Origin of the sequence: Pseudoglutamicibacter cumminsii, assembly GCF_003143995.1 — a bacterium.
Classification (GTDB): domain Bacteria; phylum Actinomycetota; class Actinomycetes; order Actinomycetales; family Micrococcaceae; genus Pseudoglutamicibacter; species Pseudoglutamicibacter cumminsii_B.
In genome coordinates this window covers 176,968-197,499 of the sequence record NZ_QFWG01000002.1, presented here as the reverse complement: position 1 = coordinate 197,499, position 20,532 = coordinate 176,968, and the positions used below count along the sequence as shown (strand labels likewise).

Here is a 20,532-nt window from a genome sequence, read left to right as displayed (position 1 = left end):
TCTATGTCAGCTGGTGGAGGTGGATAGTCTCCGTTCACTTGCCCGTTACGAGTGTTTTAGACCTTAGGTCTTGGCACACTTGTTTTAGGGCGCGCGCAACCAGCTAACGCACGGACTTTCTAGTCTAACAAAAAAGAGGGCCGGAACTGTAATCGCGTTAGCACGATCACAGTTCCGGCCTAGATGGGTCAGCGGGATGCTGCCCCGATAGCTAGATCTGGCTTACTTCGCCTTCTCGACGATTTCAACCAGGCGCCAGTGCTTGTCCTTGGACAGCGGGCGGGTCTCAGCCACGATGACCAAGTCGCCAATGCCGGCGGTGTTGTTCTCATCGTGAGCCTTCACGCGCTTCGAGCGGCGCATGACCTTGCCGTAGAGGGCGTGCTTCACACGGTCCTCAACGTTGACCACGATGGTCTTATCCATCTTGTCGGACACCACGTAACCGCGCAGGGTTTTGCGGTAACCGCGGGCTTGTGCCTCTTCGGCCACAGCGTTCTCCTTTTCGCTCATCACTTAGCGTCCTCCGCCTTCTTGGTCTTCTTCTTGGTCTTCTTCTTGTCGTCAGTCTTGGTAGCGACAACATCCTCGCGGATGCCGAGCTCACGCTCACGAAGAATCGTGTAGATGCGAGCGATGTCGCGCTTGACGGCCTTCAGGCGACCGTGCTGCTCGAGCTGACCGGTTGCAGCCTGGAAACGCAGGTTGAAGAGTTCCTTCTTAGCGTTTGCAAGCTCCTCGTTCAGACGAGCGTTGTCCATGCCGTCGAGCTTGTCGACTGCGAGATCCTTAGAACCGATAGCCATTGGATCATTCACCACCCTCGCGGCGCACAATACGCGCCTTCAGCGGAAGCTTGTGGATTGCAAGACGAAGAGCTTCGCGAGCGACCTCTTCGGAAACGCCTGCCAGTTCGAACATAACGCGACCTGGCTTGACGTTTGCAACCCACCACTCTGGCGAACCCTTACCGGAACCCATGCGGGTTTCGGCAGGTTTCTTGGTCAGTGGACGGTCTGGGAAGATGTTGATCCAGACCTTACCGCCACGCTTGATGTGGCGGGTCATCGCAATACGTGCAGCTTCAATCTGGCGGTTGGTGACGTATGCAGGAGTGAGAGCCTGGATGCCCCACTCACCGAAGGTCACCTCGGTGCCACCAGATGCCATGCCCTTACGGCCTGGGTGGTGCTGCTTGCGGTACTTGACGCGACGTGGAATCAGCATCAGGCGTTGCCTCCTTCAGCTGCTGCTGGAGCTGCTGCACCACGATCGTTACGACGGCGACGCTCGCCACCGCGACCGCCACCACGGCGATCGCCGCGACGGCCACCACGGCCTGGTGCTGCTGCCTGCTGTGCAGCGAGTTCCTTATCAGTGACGTCTCCCTTGTAGACCCAGACCTTCACGCCGATGCGGCCGAAGGTGGTCTTTGCCTCGAAGAAGCCGTAGTCGATGTTCGCGCGGAGAGTGTGCAGTGGCACCTGGCCCTCGCGGTAGAACTCGCGGCGGCTCATTTCTGCGCCACCGAGGCGGCCGGAGCACTGGACACGGATGCCCTTAGCGCCAGCGCGCATTGCCGACTGGATTGCCTTCTTCATTGCACGGCGGAATGCCACACGGGAGGCAAGCTGCTCAGCGATACCCTGAGCTACGAGCTGCGCATCGATCTCTGGGTTCTTGACCTCGAGGATGTTCAGCTGAACCTGCTTGTTGGTGAGCTTCTCGAGCTCACCGCGAAGACGGTCTGCTTCTGCACCGCGGCGGCCGATGACGATACCTGGGCGTGCGGTGTGGATGTCCACACGTACACGGTCACGGGTACGTTCGATCTCGACCTTGGAGATGCCGGCACGATCCATGCCGTCAGTCACCAGCGAGCGGATTTTGACGTCTTCCTTGACGTAGTCAGCGTAGGACTGACCCGGCAGCTTCGAATCGGCGAACCAGCGCGACACGTGGTCGGTGGTGATACCGAGTCGGAAGCCGTTTGGATTAATCTTCTGACCCATTTACTTCTCCCCACCCTTCTCAGGCGTGGCAACGACCACGGTGACGTGGCTGGTGCGCTTGTTGATGCGGAATGCACGGCCTTGAGCGCGTGGCTGGAACCGCTTCATGGTTGGGCCTTCGTCTACATAAGCTTCGCTGATGTAGAGCTCGTCCTCGTTGAACGGCAGACCCTGCTGATCGGCCTTCTGGCGCGCGTTCGCGACAGCGGAGGCGACAACCTTGTACACAGGCTCCGAAGCGCCCTGCTGGGCGAACTTCAGGATCGCGAGTGCCTCGGTCGTCTGCTTGCCGCGGACAAGATTGACGACGCGCCGGGCCTTCATCGGCGTAACGCGCAGGTGGCGCGCAATTGCCTTGGCTTCCATTGCTTTCCTTTCCTAAGGAAGGAGCTGCAACCTCTGACCTATGGTCAGCGGCGCTTGCCCTTCTTGTCGTCCTTCACGTGGCCGCGGAAAGTACGCGTCATAGCGAACTCGCCGAGCTTGTGGCCGACCATCGACTCAGTGATGAACACTGGGATGTGCTTACGTCCGTCGTGCACAGCGATCGTGTGGCCGAGCATGTCCGGCACGATCATGGAACGGCGGGACCACGTCTTGATGACGTTGCGGGTACCTGCTTCGTTCTGGTTCAGGACCTTCACAAGAAGGTGCTGATCAACGAAGGGGCCCTTCTTAAGGCTGCGTGGCATCTAAGAGCTCCTATCGCTTGTTCTTGCCAGTGCGGCGACGGCGCACAATGAGCTTGTCGCTGGACTTGTTAGGACGGCGCGTGCGGCCTTCCTTCTTACCGGCTGGGTTGACTGGGTGACGGCCACCAGAGGTACGGCCTTCACCACCACCGTGTGGGTGATCGACTGGGTTCATAGCGACACCGCGGACGGTTGGGCGGATGCCCTTCCAGCGCATACGGCCGGCCTTACCCCAGTTGATGTTGATCTGCTCAGCGTTGCCGACCTCGCCGACGGTTGCGCGGCAGCGGACGTCAACGTTGCGGATTTCGCCGGATGGCAGACGCAGCTGTGCGTGCTTGCCTTCACGTGCGACGAGCTGAGCGGATGCACCAGCGGAACGAGCCATCTTTGCGCCGCCACCTGGGCGGAGCTCGATTGCGTGCACAACGGTACCGACTGGGATGTTGCGCAGCGGCAGGTTGTTGCCTGGCTTGATGTCAGCGTTCGGGCCGGACTCGACGCGGTCGCCCTGCTTGAGGCGCTCTGGCGCTACGATGTAGCGCTTGGTGCCGTCCACGTAGTGGAGCAGTGCGATGCGGGCGGTGCGGTTCGGGTCGTACTCGATGTGAGCGACCTTTGCCGGTACGCCGTCCTTGTCTGCGCGACGGAAGTCGATCAGACGGTACTGGCGCTTGTGGCCACCACCCTTGTGACGGGTCGTGATGCGGCCGGTGTTGTTACGGCCACCGGTCTTGTGCAGCGGGCGGAGAAGGGACTTCTCTGGCGTGCTGCGCGTAATTTCTGCGAAGTCGGCAACGGACGAGCCACGCAGGCCCGGCGTTGTCGGCTTGTATTTGCGAATTGCCATTTATTGTTCCTCGTTAAAGTGGTCTCCGGTTGCCTTAGGCGACCGGACCGCCGAAGATGTCGATGGTGTCATCGCCCTGGAGGGTGACGATTGCGCGCTTGGTGTTCTTGCGCTGTCCCCAACCGAAGCGGGTACGCGTGCGCTTACCCGGGCGATTGTTGGTGTTGACCGATGCAACCTTGACGCCGTAGATCTCCTCTACTGCAGCCTTGATTTCGGTCTTGTTCGAGCGTGGGTCCACCAGGAAGGTGTACTGACCCTCGTCGATCAGGTTGTAGCTCTTTTCCGAAACGACCGGAGCGACGATGACGTCGTGGGCCGTGCGACGGTTGATGTTAGTCACTTGGCGTCCTCCTTACCGATGAAGGCGTCGAAGGCAGCTTCGTGAAGATGACGTCATCAGCGCGGAGCACATCGTAGGTGTTGAGCTGGTCCACAAACAGTGCGTGTACGAACTCAAGGTTGCGCACGGACAGAGCTGCGACGTCGTTGGCGCGTTCGAGCACCACGAGCAGGTTCTTCCTGGTCGTGAGGGACTTGAGGTTCTCGCGAGCCTGCTTGGTCGACGGGGTGTCGCCCGTGACGATGTCCTCTACGACGTGGATGCGATCGTGGCGTGCACGATCGGAGAGGGCGCCGCGAAGTGCAGCTGCCTTCATCTTCTTAGGGGTGCGCTGGGAGTAGTCGCGTGGGACTGGACCGTGTGCGATACCACCGCCGCGCATCTGTGGCTCACGGATGGAGCCCTGACGTGCGCGACCGGTACCCTTCTGGCGGAACGGCTTGATGCCGGAGCCGGAGCGTTCTGCACGGGTCTTGGTCTTGTGCGTACCCTGGCGGCGTGCTGCCTCTTGCGCAACAACTACCTGGTGCAAGAGAGCAACGTTAGCCTCGGTATCGAAGATCTCTGCTGGGAGATCAACCTTTACGGTTTTGATAGCCATTGGTTAGGCTCCCTTCACTGCAGTGCGAACCAGGACAACCTGGCCACGAGGACCTGGGACGGCGCCCTTGATGAGCAGGAGGTTGTTCTCTGCGTCTACGCCGTGAACGGTGAGATTCAGGGTCGTCTGACGCTCAACACCCATGCGGCCCGGAAGCTTCTTGCCCTTGAAGACGCGACCTGGGGTCGACGCCTGGCCAACGGAGCCTGGCTTGCGGTGGTTCTTGTGCTGACCGTGGGATGCACCAGCGCCGGCGAAGCCGTGGCGCTTCATTGCACCAGCGAAGCCCTTACCCTTGGTGGTTCCGGTGATGTCTACCTTGGAACCGGCTTCAAACTGCTCGACGGTGAGTTCCTGGCCGAGCTCGTAGTCTGCTGCGTCAGCGGTACGTACTTCGGCTACGTGGCGGCGTGGGGTCACGCCTGCGGCCTTGAAGTGGCCGGCGAGTGGCTTGGTGACCTTGGTTGGGTCTACCTGGCCGTAGCCGATCTGGATCGCGGTGTAGCCGTCGCGCTCTTCGTTGCGCAGCTGGGTGACGACGTTAGCGTCAGCCTTGACGACGGTTACCGGGATCAGGTTGTTGTCTTTATCCCAGACCTGGGTCATGCCGAGCTTCGTGCCCAGCAGGCCCTTGATGTTGCGGCTTGCGGTCATAGTTATCTCAGCACCTCCCTATTAAAGCTTGATTTCGATGTTGACATCCGCTGGCAGGTCGAGGCGCATAAGCGAGTCGACGGCCTTTGGAGTTGGATCCACGATGTCGATGAGGCGCTTGTGGGTGCGCATCTCGAAGTGCTCGCGGGAGTCCTTGTACTTGTGTGGGGAGCGAATCACGGTGAACGTGTTCTTCTCCGTTGGCAGTGGCACTGGGCCGACGACGGTTGCGCCAGCGCGAGTGACCGTATCCACGATCTTGCGGGCGGAGGTGTCAATGACCTCGTGGTCGTATGACTTCAGCCGGATGCGGATCTTCTGTCCCGCCATGCTGTCTTCCTTACGTTGTTAGCACTGTTATTGATGTGTGCCTCACGGGTCACAGCTGCAGCGGATAGTTTCCAGGAAGGTCTGGTTCTCTATGTGCTTACTGTGACCGGCACGCCCGGTTTCGAGCCAAATCCTGAAACTTCAGGGTTCCTTGCCTCGGCCGAGCTCCGATCCACGCACTCGGGCGTGTCTTCAACGTTGCGGTGTTGTACGCCTGATTATTTTGCGGGGATCTTGTTGGCGCAGAGCTTTAGCCCTAAAAAGCCAACTTATCCAGTGTGCCACACTCTGAGCCGATTAACAAAACAGTGTGATCAGCACAACCCTCGAGCTGTAGCACTTCACCATGCAGCGCTGCCGATACAATCCACCTCATACGAAAAGGGACCCGACTCCCCTAACGGAGAATCGGGTCCCTTTTTCGTTATGGCTGGTTCACATCATGTCGATGTGGCCTGCACCAGATCAGTAAGAAGGGTCTTACTTGATGATCTTGGTAACGCGGCCCGAACCAACGGTGCGGCCACCCTCACGGATAGCGAAGCCGAGGCCCTCTTCCATAGCGATTGGCTGGATGAGCTCGACGGTCATCTCGGTGGTGTCACCTGGCATAACCATCTCGGTGCCCTCTGGGAGGGTAATAACACCGGTCACGTCAGTCGTACGGAAGTAGAACTGTGGGCGGTAGTTCGAGTAGAACGGGTTGTGACGGCCACCCTCGTCCTTGGAGAGGATGTAGACGTTTGCCTCGAACTCGGTGTGTGGGGTGATCGAGCCTGGCTCGACAACAACCTGACCGCGCTCAACGTCTTCACGCTTGAGACCGCGGAGCAGCAGACCACAGTTCTCGCCAGCCCATGCTTCGTCGAGCTGCTTGTGGAACATCTCGATACCGGTAACGGTGGTCTTCTGCAGTGGGCGCAGACCAACGATCTCAACCTCGGAGTTGAGCTTGAGGGTACCGCGCTCTGCACGGCCGGTAACAACGGTACCGCGACCGGTAATGGTGAAGACGTCCTCGATTGGCATCAGGAATGGCTGATCCTTCTCGCGGACTGGGTCTGGGATGTACTCGTCAACAGCGTTCATGAGCTCCATGATGGAGTCAGCCCACTTCTCGTCGCCCTGGAGAGCCTGGTAAGCGGAAACGCGGATAACTGGTGCGTCGTCGCCGTCGAAGCCCTGGGAGGACAGAAGTTCGCGAACTTCCATCTCGACGAGGTCGAGGAGCTCTTCGTCGTCAACCATGTCGCACTTGTTGAGTGCAACGAGCAGTGCAGGAACGCCAACCTGGCGGGCCAGCAGAACGTGCTCGCGGGTCTGAGCCATTGGGCCGTCAGTAGCAGCAACCACGAGGATTGCGCCGTCCATCTGAGCAGCACCGGTAATCATGTTCTTGACGTAGTCAGCGTGGCCTGGAGCGTCAATGTGTGCGTAGTGACGCTTCTCGGTCTCGTACTCCACGTGGGAGATGGAGATGGTAATACCGCGCTGGCGCTCTTCCGGAGCGGAGTCAATGGTGTCGAAGTCGCGCTGGACGTTGGTCTCCGATGGGAAACGGTCAGCCAGTACCTTCGAGATAGCAGCGGAGAGCGTCGTCTTACCGTGGTCAACGTGGCCGATGGTGCCAACGTTTACGTGCGGCTTGGAGCGGTCAAACTTTGCCTTTGCCACAGGTTCCTCCTAGAACTGTTTTCAGCAAACTTATTACTGCTCACTCTTTTGGTGAGCATGCTAACGATCAGTCTACTGATGGCGTGTTGGTTTATGAAAATTCAGCGGGATCCAGTGAGATCTCCCTCACCTTAGCGGTGATCCCTGTTCGTCCGCCGGTAAGCCTATAAAGCTATGCCGGCGGTGAGCAAGTGGGCGGCCCTACCGCGGCAGCGCCGCCCACTTGTTCTCCCCACAGGAATTACTCGCCGCGGGACTTCTGGATGATCTCGTCCGCGACGTTCTTCGGGACTTCAGCGTAGCTGTCGAAGACCATCGAGTACACTGCGCGGCCCTGCGTACGGGAACGCAGGTCGCCGATGTAGCCGAACATCTCCGAAAGCGGTACCTGTGCCTTGACGACGCGAACGCCCTGGGCGTCATCCATCGACTGGATGGAGCCACGGCGGGAGTTCAGGTCACCGATGACGTCACCCATGTACTCTTCTGGGGTGCGAACCTCAACGGCCATGACCGGTTCGAGGAGAACCGGGTTGGCGCGCTTCATGGCTTCCTTGTAAACCTGGGAGCCTGCGATCTTGAACGCCATTTCGGACGAGTCAACATCGTGGTATGCACCGTCGAGCAGGGTTGCCTTGACGCCGACCATTGGGTAGCCAGCCAGGACACCGAGTTCCATGGCTTCCTGAATACCCTGGTCAACGGATGGGATGTATTCGCGTGGAATACGGCCACCGGTAACGGCATTCTCAAACTCGTAGATGGTGTCGCCTTCAACCTCGAGAGGCTCGAAGGTAACCTGTACCTTTGCGAACTGACCGGAACCACCGGTCTGCTTCTTGTGGGTGAAGTCGACCTTCTCCACCGTGCGGCGGATGGTCTCGCGGTATGCAACCTGTGGCTTACCGACGTTAGCTTCAACCTTGAACTCGCGCTTCATGCGGTCGACGAAGACGTCGAGGTGCAGCTCGCCCATACCACCGATTTCGGTCTGGCCGGTTTCCTCGTTGAGGGAAACGGTGAAGGTTGGGTCTTCAGCAACGAGCTTCTGGATAGCGTTCGAGAGCTTCTCCTGGTCGCCCTTGGTCTTCGGCTCGATAGCAACGAAGATCACTGGCTCTGGGAAGGTCATCGATTCGAGGATGATCGGAGCGTCAGCTGCGCACAGGGTGTCACCAGTGGTGGTGTCCTTGAGGCCGATGACCGCGTAGATGTGGCCCGCTACGACCTCTTCGACTGGCTGTTCCTTGTTTGCGTGCATCTGGAACATCTTGCCGATGCGCTCGCGCTTGCCCTTGGTCGAGTTCAGGATCTGAGCACCGGATTCGAGGCGGCCCGAGTAAACGCGGATGAAGGTCAGGGTGCCGAAGAATGGGTGGGACGCGATCTTGAACGCGAGAGCCGAGAATGGTTCGTCGACGGATGGCTTACGGGTCAGCTCAATCGTCTCGTCCTTCGGATCGGTACCGTGCATCGGTGGAACATCCAGTGGCGATGGCAGGTAGTCGACGATGGCGTCAAGGATTGGCTGGATACCGCGGTTCTTGAACGCGGAGCCGCAGAAGACTGGGTAAGCTTCGTCGGAGACGGTGAGCTTACGGATACCGGCCTTGAGCTCAGCTTCCGAGATCTCCTCACCTTCGAGGTACTTCTCCATGAGGTCTTCGTCAGCTTCAGCGACGTCCTCAACGAGCTTCGCGCGGTATTCCTCAGCCTTCTCCTGGAGGTCGGCTGGGATTTCCTCGGTGGTGTACTTCTGGCCGAGGGAGACGTCGCCCTTCGAGTCAGCTTCCCACTTGAGGGCCTTCATCGTGACGAGGTCGACAACGCCAACGAAGTCGTTCTCAGCACCGATTGGCAGCTGCATCACGAGTGGCTTAGCGCCAAGGCGGGACACGATGGTCTCTACCGTGTGGTAGAAGTCTGCGCCCATCTTGTCCATCTTGTTGACGAAGCAGATACGTGGAACGCCGTACTTGTCAGCCTGACGCCACACGGTTTCGGACTGTGGCTCAACGCCTTCCTTAGCGTCGAAGACAGCGACAGCGCCGTCGAGAACGCGCAGGGAACGCTCAACTTCAACGGTGAAGTCAACGTGACCTGGGGTGTCGATGACGTTGATCTGGTTGTTGTTCCAGTAAGCGGAGACTGCAGCGGAGGTAATGGTAATACCGCGCTCCTTCTCCTGCTCCATCCAGTCGGTCGTCGATGCACCGTCGTGCGTCTCGCCGAGCTTGTGGTTCACACCCGTGTAGAACAGGATGCGTTCCGTAGTAGTGGTCTTGCCCGCATCGATGTGGGCCATAATGCCGATGTTGCGGACCTTCTGAAGGTCGGTGAGCACGTCGAGTGCCACGGTGTCTCCCTTACGGTTGAAGTGTCAGTACCCGGTGGCGAGGATCGCCACCGGGTAGAACGTGGATTACCAGCGGTAGTGAGCGAACGCCTTGTTGGCTTCCGCCATCTTGTGAGTATCCTCGCGACGCTTAACTGCAGCGCCGAGGCCGTTGGAGGCGTCCAGGATCTCGTTCATGAGGCGTTCGGTCATGCTCTTCTCGCGGCGAACCTTGGAGAAGCCGACCAGCCAGCGCAGTGCGAGTGCAACCGAGCGACCAGGCTTGACCTCAACTGGAACCTGGTAGGTTGCACCACCGACGCGGCGGGAGCGAACCTCAAGTGCAGGCTTGATGTTTTCGATGGCCTTCTTGAGGGTGGCTACCGGGTCGTTGCCGGTCTTAGCCTGGGTACCTTCAAGTGCACCGTAAACAATGCGCTCTGCAGTGGACTTCTTACCGTCTACGAGAACCTTGTTGATCAGCTGGGTGACCAATGCGGAGCCGTAAACCGGATCGTTGACAATAGGGCGCTTCGGAGCTGGACCCTTACGAGGCATTACTTCTTCTCCTTCTTAGCGCCGTAGCGGGAACGGGCCTGGCCGCGGTCCTTGACACCCTGGGTGTCGAGTGCGCCACGGACGATCTTGTAGCGAACACCTGGCAGGTCCTTAACACGACCACCGCGCACAAGCACGATGGAGTGTTCCTGCAGGTTGTGGCCCTCACCTGGGATGTAGGCGGTAACTTCGGTACCACCAGCGAGGCGAACACGTGCAACCTTGCGGAGTGCGGAGTTCGGCTTCTTTGGAGTGGTCGTGTACACGCGGGTGCACACGCCGCGTCGCATTGGGTTACCCTCAAGCGCCGGGGTCTTCGACTTGTTCTTCTGTGGAGCGCGACCCTTGCGCACCAGCTGCTGAATTGTAGGCAATCTATGTCCTTACGTTGCTGATCGGACTGTCCGCGAGCCCACCCTGGTGCCCCACAAAGTAAGACGGGCGGGCGATGCGTGCGGTTATCGTTTTCTCGCGATCTCTAAACCGCATGGTCCGAGGCGTGCGAAAGTGTGGAGTACGTCATTCAACCTGCGAATGACACGGACTGAGTCCACTTCTCCACACGAAAACTCTGATTAACAACTGTATCAGCATTTTCGCTATCACCACAATCCGCAGTGGCGCACCCCACAGAGATCTCCACAGAGATCTCCATATAGGGCCCCACATTGGAACGGTCTACATTGGCACGGCCCACAGTACATGGGCATGCCAACGCAGCTCGCACACCTCAACATTGCCAGCGCAAACCAAACACCAACGCAACATCACGTTGCCGAAACATAAACACCCTTAAACGCCGATGCGGCGGGCACCTCCCCTACGGAAGGCACCCGCCGCATCGTACGTATTACGCCAGCTATCTAGCTAGCGTCGCAACAACTACCGATCAGTTGAAATCGTGACCGAAGTTGCCGTAGTCCTCCATCGACATCGCGGAGAACTCGCCACCGAACGCATCCATACCCTGGTAATCAAAACCAGAGAACGCGGACGGGCCGGAGTAGAACGAAGCCTTAGCTTCCTCAGTTGGCTCAACATCAACCTGCGTGTAGCGATCCAAGCCCGTGCCGGCAGGGATCAGCTTACCGATGATGACGTTCTCCTTGAGGCCCAACAGCGGATCAGACTTCGCTTCCATAGCTGCCTGGGTCAGAACACGCGTGGTCTCCTGGAAGGACGCGGCCGACAGCCACGACTCGGTAGCCAGCGAGGCCTTCGTGATACCCATGAGTTCGTCACGGCCAGACGCCGGGCGAGCACCCTCAGCGACAGCCTTACGGTTAGCCGCCTGGAATACCGCACGATCAGTCAACTCACCTGGGAGCAGATCCGTGTCACCCTGATCAATCACGGTGATACGGCGCAGCATCTGGCGAACGATAACCTCAACGTGCTTATCGTGAATGCCCACACCCTGGGACTGGTACACAGCCTGAACCTCACGGACCAGGAACTTCTGAGCCTCACGCGGGCCAAGAACACGCAGAACCTGCTTCGGATCAATAGCACCCGCAGCCAGCTGCTGACCAACCTCAACGTGATCGCCTTCCTCAACCAACAGGCGGGAACGACGCAGAACCGGGTAAGCCTCTTCCTCAGAGCCATCATCCGGGGTCACGATAACGCGCAGAGCACGCTCCGTGTCCTCGATCGAAACACGACCGGCAACCTCAGTGATCGGCGCCAGACCCTTAGGAGTACGTGCTTCGAAGAGCTCCTGAATACGTGGCAGACCCTGGGTAATATCGCCAGACTCAGCAACACCACCCGAGTGGAAGGTACGCATCGTCAGCTGGGTACCAGGCTCACCAATCGACTGAGCCGCAACAATACCCACAGCCTCGCCGATATCAACCAGCTTGCCGGAAGCCAGCGAGCGGCCGTAGCAAAGTGCACACGTACCAACAGCGGAATCACACGTCAGAACCGAACGGACGTTGACCTCGTCAATGCCGGCATCGAACAGGCGCTGAATCAAGACATCGCCCACATCGTCGCCAGCCTCAGCCAACAGCTCACCGTTAGCGTCCACAACATCCTTAGCCAAGGTGCGGGTGTACGCCGAGTTCTCAACCGTCTCGTGCAGAGTACGGACACCGTTGACCTCGTGCGCGATAGCGACCTTGAGGCCACGACGCGTGCCACAGTCGTGCTCGCGAACGATGACGTCCTGAGAAACGTCAACCAGACGACGCGTCAAGTAACCCGAGTTAGCGGTCTTCAACGCGGTATCCGCAAGACCCTTACGAGCACCGTGCGTAGCGATGAAGTACTCGAGAACCGTCAAGCCCTCACGGTAGGACGACTTAATCGGACGAGGAATGATCTCACCCTGCGGGTTCGACACCAGACCACGGATACCGGCAATCTGACGCAACTGCAGCCAGTTACCACGAGCACCAGAGGTCACCATGCGGTTAATGGTGTTGTACTTCTCCATACCTTCCTGCATCTTGGACGCAACTTCGTCGGTCGCCTGAGTCCAGATGTCAATCAGTTCGGTACGGCGCTCATCATCAGCGATCAGACCCATCTCAAACTGAGTCTGAACCTTCTGAGCACGCTCCTCATACGGAGCCAAGATCGCGGCCTTATCCATGTGCGAGGTCACGTCGGAAATCGCAACGGTGACACCCGAACGGGTAGCCCACTGGAAGCCCATGTCCTTGAGGTTATCGAGCGTGCGAGCTGTCTCAACCTTCGGGTAACGCTCCGCGAGGTCATTCACGAGGTCACCCAAGGTGCCCTTCGTAGCAACCTCAGCGAACCACGGGTAGTCCTCAGGAAGCGAGTCGTTGAACAGAGCAACACCCAGGGTGGTCTCAAGAAGAGCCGGCTGGCCCTCAACCCAACCCTCAGGGGCAGGCTGCGAAGACGACGGAACAAAGTTGTCCACCGCAATCGTGCAGACCGCGTTCAGATCAAGCTCGCCCGCATCGAACGCCATGATCGCTTCAGCAACAGACGAGAAGCTACGGCCCTCACCAGCAACGCCCTCACGGTGAGTCGTCAAGTGGTTCAAACCGATGATCATGTCCTGCGCAGGCAACGCAACTGGGCGGCCGTCCGAAGGCTTCAGAATGTTGTTCGAGGACAACATCAAGATGCGCGCCTCAGCCTGAGCCTCAGGGCTCAGCGGCAAGTGCACAGCCATCTGGTCACCGTCAAAGTCAGCGTTGAACGCAGCACATGCGAGTGGGTGAAGCTGGAGAGCCTTACCCTCAATGAGCTGCGGCTCAAACGCCTGAATACCCAGGCGGTGCAGGGTTGGTGCACGGTTCAGCAGAACCGGGTGCTCAGCGATGATTTCTTCAAGAACGTCCCAGACCGCAGGGCGGAAACGCTCAACCATACGCTTAGCAGCCTTGACGTTCTGAGCGTGGTTGAGGTCAACCAGACGCTTCATCACGAACGGCTTGAACAGCTCAAGCGCCATCTGCTTAGGCAGACCACACTGGTGCAGCTTGAGCTGCGGACCAACAACAATGACCGAACGGCCAGAGTAGTCAACACGCTTACCGAGCAGGTTCTGACGGAAGCGACCCTGCTTACCCTTGAGCATGTCAGACAGCGACTTCAGCGGGCGGTTACCCGGGCCAGTCTGCGGACGACCACGGCGGCCGTTATCGAACAGCGAGTCAACAGACTCCTGCAACATGCGCTTCTCGTTGTTCACGATGATCTCTGGGGCACCCAGATCCATCAGACGCTTGAGGCGGTTGTTGCGGTTGATCACACGACGGTAGAGGTCGTTGAGGTCCGAGGTAGCGAAGCGGCCACCATCGAGCTGAACCATAGGACGCAGCTCAGGCGGGATCACCGGAACAGCATCCAGGACCATGCCTTCAGGCGAGTTATCGGTCGTCAAGAAAGCGTTGACAACCTTGAGGCGCTTGATCGCGCGAGTCTTACGCTGGCCCTTACCGGTAGCGATGATCTCACGCAGATCCTCGGCCTCGTCCTCGAGGTTGAAGTTCTGCAGGCGCTTCTGGATCGCCTCAGCACCCATCGAACCTTCGAAGAACAAGCCGTACTTAGCGCGCATCGTGCGGAACAGCGACTCGTTACCTTCAAGGTCACCGACCTTGATGGTCTTGAAGCGCTCCCACACTTCGGTGAGACGCTCGATCTCGGCATCCGCGTTCTTGCGGACGTTCGCCATTTCCTTATCGGCGGCGTCGCGAGCCTTCTTCTTCTCAGCAGCCTTCGCACCCTCAGCCTCAAGACGAGCGAGGTTCTCTTCAAGCTCCTGAGCGATCTCAGCGATATCAGCGTCACGCTGGTTAGCGATGTTCTTGATCTCGAGATCGTGAGCAGCCTGCAAGTTAGGCAGCTCTTCGTGACGGCGATCCTCATCAACCGAGGTGATCATGTACGCAGCGAAGTAGATGACCTTCTCAAGGTCCTTCGGCGCCAGATCCAAAAGGTAACCCAAACGCGAAGGAACGCCCTTGAAGTACCAGATGTGCGTCACTGGAGCAGCAAGCTCGATGTGGCCCATACGTTCACGGCGAACCTTAGAGCGGGTCACCTCAACGCCACAACGCTCACAAATAATGCCCTTGAAGCGGACGCGCTTGTACTTACCGCACGAGCACTCCCAGTCACGCGTAGGACCGAAAATCTGCTCGCCGAACAAGCCGTCCTTCTCTGGCTTCAGCGTGCGGTAGTTAATGGTCTCCGGCTTCTTGACCTCGCCGTAGCTCCATTCGCGGATCTGCTCAGCAGTAGCCAAGCCAATACGCATCAATCCGAAAGTCGATTCGGTGGACATAAGTCCTTACTCTCTTTCGTCAAAAATTTGAAGTCTTCATCAGGTGGTTCACCAGCCCAGCAACACAACCAGACTGGACAAAGGTCCGTAGCCGGTGGCGGGCACCCCAGCCCGCCACCGCATCGTGCGCTACTTAGACCTCATCAACCGAGCTCGGCTCAACATTCGACAAGTTGATACCCAGCTCCTCAGCGGCCCGGAAGACTTCCTCGTCCGCATCGCGCATTTCAATGGTCTCGCCTTCTGTCGAGAGAACCTCGACGTTGAGGCACAGCGACTGCATTTCCTTCAACAGGACCTTGAAGGACTCAGGAACGCCAGGGGCAGGGATGTTGTCGCCCTTGACGATCGCCTCGTAGACCTTCACACGGCCGTGGATATCATCCGACTTGACCGTGAGCAGCTCCTGCAGGGTGTAAGCCGCGCCGTAAGCCTCGAGCGCCCAAACTTCCATCTCACCGAAACGCTGGCCACCGAACTGGGCCTTACCGCCCAGCGGCTGCTGCGTAATCATCGAGTATGGACCAGTCGAGCGAGCGTGAATCTTGTCATCCACCAAGTGGTGCAACTTGAGGATGTACATGTAACCCACGGAGATTGGCTCTGGGAACGGCTGGCCGGAACGGCCGTCGAACAGCGTCGCCTTACCGGAGTTGCCGATCAGCTGCTCGCCGTCGCGGGATGGCAGGGTGTAGTCCAGCAGACCGCGGACTTCCTCTTCCTCCGCACCGTCGAAGACCGGGGTGGCAACCTTGACCGGGCCCTGCTCACGAGGCAGGTTCGGAAGGTTCTTGATCCACTCTGGTTCGCCTTCGATTTTCCAGCCCTGGGACGCAGCCCAGCCGAGGTGCAGCTCCATGACCTGGCCCAGGTTCATACGGCCCGGAACACCGAGTGGGTTCAGGATCACGTCGACCGGGGTGCCGTCAGCCATGAACGGCATGTCCTCGACAGGGAGGATCTTGGAGATAACACCCTTGTTACCGTGGCGGCCAGCGAGCTTGTCACCAACGGTGATCTTGCGCTTCTGAGCAACATAGACGCGGACCAGCTGGTTGACGCCTGGTGGCAGTTCGTCGTCTTCGTCGCGGTCGAAGATGCGGACGCCGATGACGGTACCGGACTCACCGTGCGGGATACGCAGCGACGTGTCGCGGACTTCGCGGGACTTCTCACCGAAGATCGCGCGGAGCAGGCGCTCTTCTGGGGTCAGTTCGGTTTCACCCTTCGGGGTCACGCGACCCACGAGGACGTCGCCGGCTTCGACCTCAGCACCGATGTGGATGATGCCGCGCTCGTCGAGCTGCGAAAGAACTTCCTCGGAAACGTTCGGGATGTCGCGGGTGATCTCTTCGGCACCGAGCTTGGTGTCGCGTGCGTCGACCTCGTATTCCTCGATGTGGATCGAGGTGAGGACGTCGTCGGAAACCATGCGCTCGGAGAGGATGATCGCGTCCTCGTAGTTGAGGCCTTCCCAAGACATGAACGCTACGAGCAGGTTCTTACCGAGCGCGAGCTCGCCAGCCTGCGTTGCAGGACCGTCAGCGATGAGAGCCTGTGCTTCGAGGCGGTCGCCTTCAGAAACAACGACCTTCTGGTTGTAGCCGTTGCCCTGGTTGGAACGAGCGAACTTCATGATCGGGTAGTTCGTCTGCGTGCCGTCGTCGTTCATGACGGAGACGAGGTCAGCCGAAACGCTGGTAACGACGCCCGGCTTGCGTGCCAGGACGGCGTCGCCGGAGTCAACAGCGAGGTACTTCTCCATACCGGTACCGACGATCGGCGAATCCGGCTCGAGGAGCGGAACAGCCTGACGCTGCATGTTCGCACCCATGAGTGCGCGGTTCGCGTCGTCGTGCTCGAGGAACGGAATCAGCGCGGTTGCTGCGGACACCATCTGGCGTGGCGAGACGTCCATGTAGTCGATCTCGTTTGGCGCAACCAGAACTGGTTCACCGCCACCGCCGCGTTCACGGCAGAGCACGAGGTCTTCTTCGAAGGTTCCGTCTTCTGCGAGAGGCGCGTTAGCCTGCGCGATCTGGTGCTCAAGCTCTTCGTCTGCGGTGAGGTAGTCAACGTGCTCGGTGACCACGCCGTCGACAACGCGACGGTATGGGGTCTCAATGAAACCGAAGGAGTTGATGCGACCGTAGGTTGCGAGCGAGCCGATCAGACCAATGTTCGGGCCTTCCGGGGTCTCAATTGGGCACATGCGGCCGTAGTGAGACGGGTGGACGTCACGAACTTCCATGCCTGCGCGGTCACGAGACAGACCGCCTGGGCCGAGGGCCGAGAGGCGGCGCTTGTGGGTCACGCCTGCGAGCGGGTTGTTCTGGTCCATGAACTGCGAAAGCTGGGAGGTTCCGAAGAACTCCTTGATCGCAGCAACAACCGGACGGATGTTGATGAGGGTCTGCGGGGTGATGGCCTCGACGTCCTGGGTGGTCATGCGCTCGCGCACAACGCGTTCCATGCGGGACAGACCGGTGCGGACCTGGTTCTCGATCAGTTCGCCGACCGCGCGGATGCGGCGGTTACCGAAGTGATCGATGTCGTCGACGTTGATCGAGATGTCGGTCTCTTCGCCCTTGCGGACACCCTTGATGGTGCGCTCACCAGCGTGGAGGGCGACGATGTAGCGGATCATAGCTACGATGTCGGCCTCGGTCAGCACGTAGGACTCTGGAGTGCCCATTGGCAGCTCCATGCCGAGCTTGTGGTTGAGCTTGTAGCGACCCACCTTAGCGAGGTCGTAACGCTTCGGGGTGAAGTACAGGTTTTCAAGCAGGTTGCGTGCCGCTTCGACGGTCGGCGGCTCGCCTGGGCGCAGCTTGCGGTAGATGTCCAGAAGCGCTTCTTCCTCGGTGTGGACGGTGTCCTTTTCGAGGGTCAGGCGGATCGATTCGTAGTCGCCGAATTCAGAAAGGATCTGGGATTCGGTCCAGCCGAGGGCCTTGAGCAGAACCGTGACGGACTGCTTACGCTTACGGTCGAGGCGGACTGAGACCTGGTCGCGCTTATCGACCTCGAGCTCGAACCATGCACCGCGCGATGGGATAACGCGTGCGGAGTAGATGTCCTTGTCGGAGGTCTTGTCCGGGGTGCGCTCGAAGTAGGCGCCTGGCGAACGAACCAGCTGGGAGACGACGACGCGCTCGGTTCCGTTGATGATGAACGTTGCGTTGTCGGTCATGAGCGGGAAGTCGCCCATGAAGACCGTCTGCTGCTTGATTTCACCGGTCTGGTTGTTCATGAACTCGGCACGAACGTAGAGCGGTGCCGAGTAGGTTGCGTCGCGGTCTTTTGCTTCCGCGATGGTGTACTTAGGGTCCGCGAATTCTGGCTCGGAGAAGCTCAGGGACATGGTGCCCTGGAAGTCTTCGATTGGCGAGATCTCTTCGAAGATCTCTGCGAGGCCAGGTACGCGTGGGACGCTGGTGTCCCCTGTTTCTTCTGCCTTCGCTACGCGCTGCTGCCAGCGTTCGTTACCGATGAGCCAGTCGAACGATTCGGTCTGCAGTGCAAGCAGATCCGGGACGTCGAGTGGTTCGTGAATCTTCGCGAAGGAGATGCGGCCCGCTGCGGCGGCGGTACGAGCCGAAGTAGCGGTTGAGTTCTGAGAGGTGCTCGAGGCGACCAAAGGTTTTCCTTCCACAGACCGTCATGTTTCCGGGTGCGGCTTTACCTGTGTCGTGCGCGAGCTAACAGCGGATGTTAGGGGTTCGCAGAGACGTTAAAACATCGACCCACCGCTATATGAAGGTCGATGTAACAGGACAATAAGAGCCGCAACTGTCTATCTTAGCGAATTTTGTCAAGCGTGTCGAATGGCTTTTTGTTGTCGCTTGCGTGGTATCCGCGCTCGCACGTGAGATGCTGGTCACAGTGTTCTGTATGTCATTGAAGTGTGATGGAGGTTTTTATGTCGAGTGCTCAACACCCTAGCGGTTGGCAGGGTATGACTGCTTTGAATGGGCGCGATGCGGTGATTATTGGTGCCGCGCGCACGCCTTTCGCTCGTCTTTTGGGTGGTTTGAAGGATTTTTCGGCGGCTGCTTTGGGCGTCCATGCGATCAAAGCGGCGCTTGTGCGAGCCGGTATTGACGCTCAGAACGTTGAAGCTGTGGTGATGGGCCAAGCGGTTCAGGCGGGCTGCGGCCAGAATCCCGCCCGCCAGGCTGCGCTTCGGGTTCCGGGCCTGCCAGCCTCTGCTCACGCGGAGACCGTCAACAAGGTGTGCCTTTCTGGCCTTTCTGCTGTGATTTACGCGGCCCGGCTAGTCCGCTTAGGTGAAGCCGATGTCGTGGTTGCAGGCGGCATGGAGTCGATGACGAACGCACCTCATCTGTTGCCAGGCTCCCGCGGCGGCTGGAAGTACGGAGATATCACTGCTGTGGATTCTCTGGCACACGATGGCCTCACGGATGCGGCTGATCAGATTTCGATGGGTTCGCTGACTGACGCAGGCAACGATGCGCTTGGTATTTCGCGGGAGGACCAGGATGCGTGCGCCGCGGCTTCGCATCAAAGGGCGGCCTCTGCGCGCGATAACCTGCAGCGCGAGATCGCAAGCGTTGAGTGGACAGACCATCGCGGGCGACAGCATGCTGTCATAGAGGACGAGGGCGTCCGCGAAGACACAACTGCAGATACACTCGCCGCACTCAAACCTGCTTTCTCCAAGGAAGGCACCATCACCGCAGGCAACTCCTCTCCCCTATCCGATGGCGCAGCTGCCGTGGTCGTCGTCTCGCGCGCGTGGGCCGAAGAACACGGGGCAAACATCCTTGCAACCATCGGCTCTGCCGGCCAAGTAGCAGGCCCGGACAACTCGCTTCACTCGCAACCAGCACGCGCGATCACGGAAGCACTTGAGCGTTCCGGAATGGAATCTAGCGAACTCGACGTGGTTGAGATCAACGAAGCCTTCGCATCAGTCTCGGTTCAGTCCCATAAGGAACTCGGCCTGGCCCCTGGTACCGCGAATGCATGGGGTGGCGCTATTGCACTAGGCCATCCGCTCGGCGCGAGCGGCGCCCGCCTGGTTGTGACAGCGTGCTACCAGCTCGAGGAACGCGGCGGAGGCACCGCGGCCGTTGCGCTGTGTGGTGGCGGCGGCCAGGGCGACGCTCTCTTGCTCCACCGCTAACCCACGCGTTAGCAGAAGCAACTCGGTTAAAAGAGTTTGGCCCGTGCCACCATTCGGTGACTCGGGCCAAACTCTATCCACTCTCAACGGCGTACGTTCACGCCGCTTCAAGCGAAAGGAAATTACTTGAGGGTGACGGTTGCGCCAGCGCCCTCGAGAGCTTCCTTAGCCTTCTCAGCGTCTTCCTTGGAGACACCCTCGAGAACAGCCTTAGGAGCGCCGTCAACGAGCTCCTTAGCTTCCTTCAGGCCGAGGGAGGTCAGGCCGCGAACTTCCTTAATAACGCCGATCTTCTTGTCGCCAGCGGCTTCGAGGATGACGTCGAATTCGGTCTGCTCTTCAGCGCCGCCTGCGGCACCGCCAGCAGCAGGAGCTGCAGCAACAGCAGCAGCGGTGACCTCGAAGGTCTCCTCGAACTGCTTAACGAACTCGGAGAGTTCGAAGATGGTCATTTCCTTGAACGCGTCAAGGAGCTCTTCGGTGGTGAGCTTCGCCATAGTGGCGTCCTTTCGTCGATGCGGAAACTGTGCTCCGCGTAAAGCTTGTGTATTTGAAAC

18 protein-coding genes and 1 pseudogene are annotated in these 20,532 nt (G+C 59.1%); 1 reads left to right on the top strand and 18 read right to left on the bottom strand.

What is annotated here, in order from left to right; all coding sequences use genetic code 11:
* Nucleotides 1–222: 222 nt before the first annotated feature.
* The 17 genes and pseudogenes from rpsQ to rpoB all read right to left on the bottom strand — a co-directional run bounded on the left by rpsQ (nucleotide 223) and on the right by rpoB (nucleotide 18,466).
* Nucleotides 223–513, bottom strand: a complete 291-nt coding sequence (rpsQ, locus tag CAY35_RS02725) for a 30S ribosomal protein S17 (protein ID WP_101630966.1) — start codon at nucleotides 511–513, stop codon at nucleotides 223–225.
* Nucleotides 513–806, bottom strand: a complete 294-nt coding sequence (gene rpmC, locus CAY35_RS02720; protein WP_109303201.1) for a 50S ribosomal protein L29 — start codon at nucleotides 804–806, stop codon at nucleotides 513–515. Before rpmC ends, rpsQ begins: the two co-directional genes overlap by 1 nt.
* 4 nt (nucleotides 807–810) lie before the next feature.
* Entirely contained in the window at nucleotides 811–1,227 is a 417-nt protein-coding gene (gene rplP, locus CAY35_RS02715; protein WP_035758047.1) for a 50S ribosomal protein L16, read from the bottom strand.
* Nucleotides 1,227–2,012 carry a 30S ribosomal protein S3 gene (rpsC, locus tag CAY35_RS02710; protein ID WP_101630968.1) on the bottom strand — a complete coding sequence of 262 codons (786 nt, stop codon included), beginning with the start codon at nucleotides 2,010–2,012 and terminating at the stop codon, nucleotides 1,227–1,229. The genes rplP and rpsC overlap by 1 nt, the downstream gene beginning before the upstream one ends.
* The gene (gene rplV, locus CAY35_RS02705) at nucleotides 2,013–2,378 is read right to left on the bottom strand and encodes a 50S ribosomal protein L22 (RefSeq protein WP_035758042.1); all 366 of its coding nucleotides are present in this window, start codon (nucleotides 2,376–2,378) and stop codon (nucleotides 2,013–2,015) included. It lies immediately after the preceding gene.
* Between the two features lie 44 nt (nucleotides 2,379–2,422).
* Nucleotides 2,423–2,704, bottom strand: a complete 282-nt coding sequence (gene rpsS / locus CAY35_RS02700) for a 30S ribosomal protein S19 (protein WP_035758039.1) — start codon at nucleotides 2,702–2,704, stop codon at nucleotides 2,423–2,425.
* A 10-nt stretch (nucleotides 2,705–2,714) separates the two neighbouring features.
* Nucleotides 2,715–3,554, bottom strand: coding sequence for a 50S ribosomal protein L2 (rplB, locus tag CAY35_RS02695; RefSeq protein WP_109303200.1), 840 nt, complete (start codon nucleotides 3,552–3,554; stop codon nucleotides 2,715–2,717).
* A gap of 34 nt (nucleotides 3,555–3,588) precedes the next feature.
* Nucleotides 3,589–3,897, bottom strand: a complete 309-nt coding sequence (gene rplW / locus CAY35_RS02690) for a 50S ribosomal protein L23 (RefSeq protein WP_101630970.1) — start codon at nucleotides 3,895–3,897, stop codon at nucleotides 3,589–3,591.
* A pseudogene (rplD, locus tag CAY35_RS02685) lies at nucleotides 3,894–4,498 on the bottom strand (50S ribosomal protein L4). Before rplD ends, rplW begins: the two are co-directional and overlap by 4 nt.
* A gap of 3 nt (nucleotides 4,499–4,501) precedes the next feature.
* A complete protein-coding gene (gene rplC, locus CAY35_RS02680) occupies nucleotides 4,502–5,152 on the bottom strand; it encodes a 50S ribosomal protein L3 (protein ID WP_101630972.1) in 651 nt (216 codons plus the stop codon).
* Nucleotides 5,153–5,173: 21 nt separating this feature from the next.
* Nucleotides 5,174–5,482 carry a 30S ribosomal protein S10 gene (gene rpsJ, locus CAY35_RS02675; RefSeq protein WP_035758027.1) on the bottom strand — a complete coding sequence of 103 codons (309 nt, stop codon included), beginning with the start codon at nucleotides 5,480–5,482 and terminating at the stop codon, nucleotides 5,174–5,176.
* Between the two features lie 480 nt (nucleotides 5,483–5,962).
* The gene (gene tuf, locus CAY35_RS02670; RefSeq protein WP_109303199.1) at nucleotides 5,963–7,156 is read right to left on the bottom strand and encodes an elongation factor Tu; all 1,194 of its coding nucleotides are present in this window, start codon (nucleotides 7,154–7,156) and stop codon (nucleotides 5,963–5,965) included.
* Nucleotides 7,157–7,397: 241 nt separating this feature from the next.
* The gene (gene fusA, locus CAY35_RS02665; RefSeq protein WP_109303198.1) at nucleotides 7,398–9,512 is read right to left on the bottom strand and encodes an elongation factor G; all 2,115 of its coding nucleotides are present in this window, start codon (nucleotides 9,510–9,512) and stop codon (nucleotides 7,398–7,400) included.
* A 66-nt stretch (nucleotides 9,513–9,578) separates the two neighbouring features.
* Entirely contained in the window at nucleotides 9,579–10,049 is a 471-nt protein-coding gene (gene rpsG / locus CAY35_RS02660) for a 30S ribosomal protein S7 (protein ID WP_035758019.1), read from the bottom strand.
* Complete coding sequence (gene rpsL, locus CAY35_RS02655; protein ID WP_101630975.1) at nucleotides 10,049–10,423, bottom strand: 30S ribosomal protein S12; 375 nt, start codon at nucleotides 10,421–10,423, stop codon at nucleotides 10,049–10,051. The genes rpsG and rpsL overlap by 1 nt, the downstream gene beginning before the upstream one ends.
* A gap of 515 nt (nucleotides 10,424–10,938) precedes the next feature.
* Nucleotides 10,939–14,826 carry a DNA-directed RNA polymerase subunit beta' gene (locus CAY35_RS02650; RefSeq protein ID WP_101630976.1) on the bottom strand — a complete coding sequence of 1,296 codons (3,888 nt, stop codon included), beginning with the start codon at nucleotides 14,824–14,826 and terminating at the stop codon, nucleotides 10,939–10,941.
* Nucleotides 14,827–14,959: 133 nt separating this feature from the next.
* Nucleotides 14,960–18,466 carry a DNA-directed RNA polymerase subunit beta gene (gene rpoB, locus CAY35_RS02645; protein ID WP_101630977.1) on the bottom strand — a complete coding sequence of 1,169 codons (3,507 nt, stop codon included), beginning with the start codon at nucleotides 18,464–18,466 and terminating at the stop codon, nucleotides 14,960–14,962.
* A gap of 318 nt (nucleotides 18,467–18,784) precedes the next feature.
* On the opposite strand from rpoB, the gene CAY35_RS02640 reads away from it, so the two are divergent.
* The gene (locus CAY35_RS02640; RefSeq protein WP_109303299.1) at nucleotides 18,785–19,975 is read left to right on the top strand and encodes an acetyl-CoA C-acyltransferase; all 1,191 of its coding nucleotides are present in this window, start codon (nucleotides 18,785–18,787) and stop codon (nucleotides 19,973–19,975) included.
* A gap of 122 nt (nucleotides 19,976–20,097) precedes the next feature.
* Here CAY35_RS02640 and rplL read toward each other — a convergent pair whose 3' ends face one another.
* On the bottom strand, nucleotides 20,098–20,472 hold the full coding sequence (gene rplL, locus CAY35_RS02635) for a 50S ribosomal protein L7/L12 (RefSeq protein WP_101630978.1): 375 nt from the start codon (nucleotides 20,470–20,472) through the stop codon (nucleotides 20,098–20,100).
* Nucleotides 20,473–20,532 lie beyond the last annotated feature (60 nt).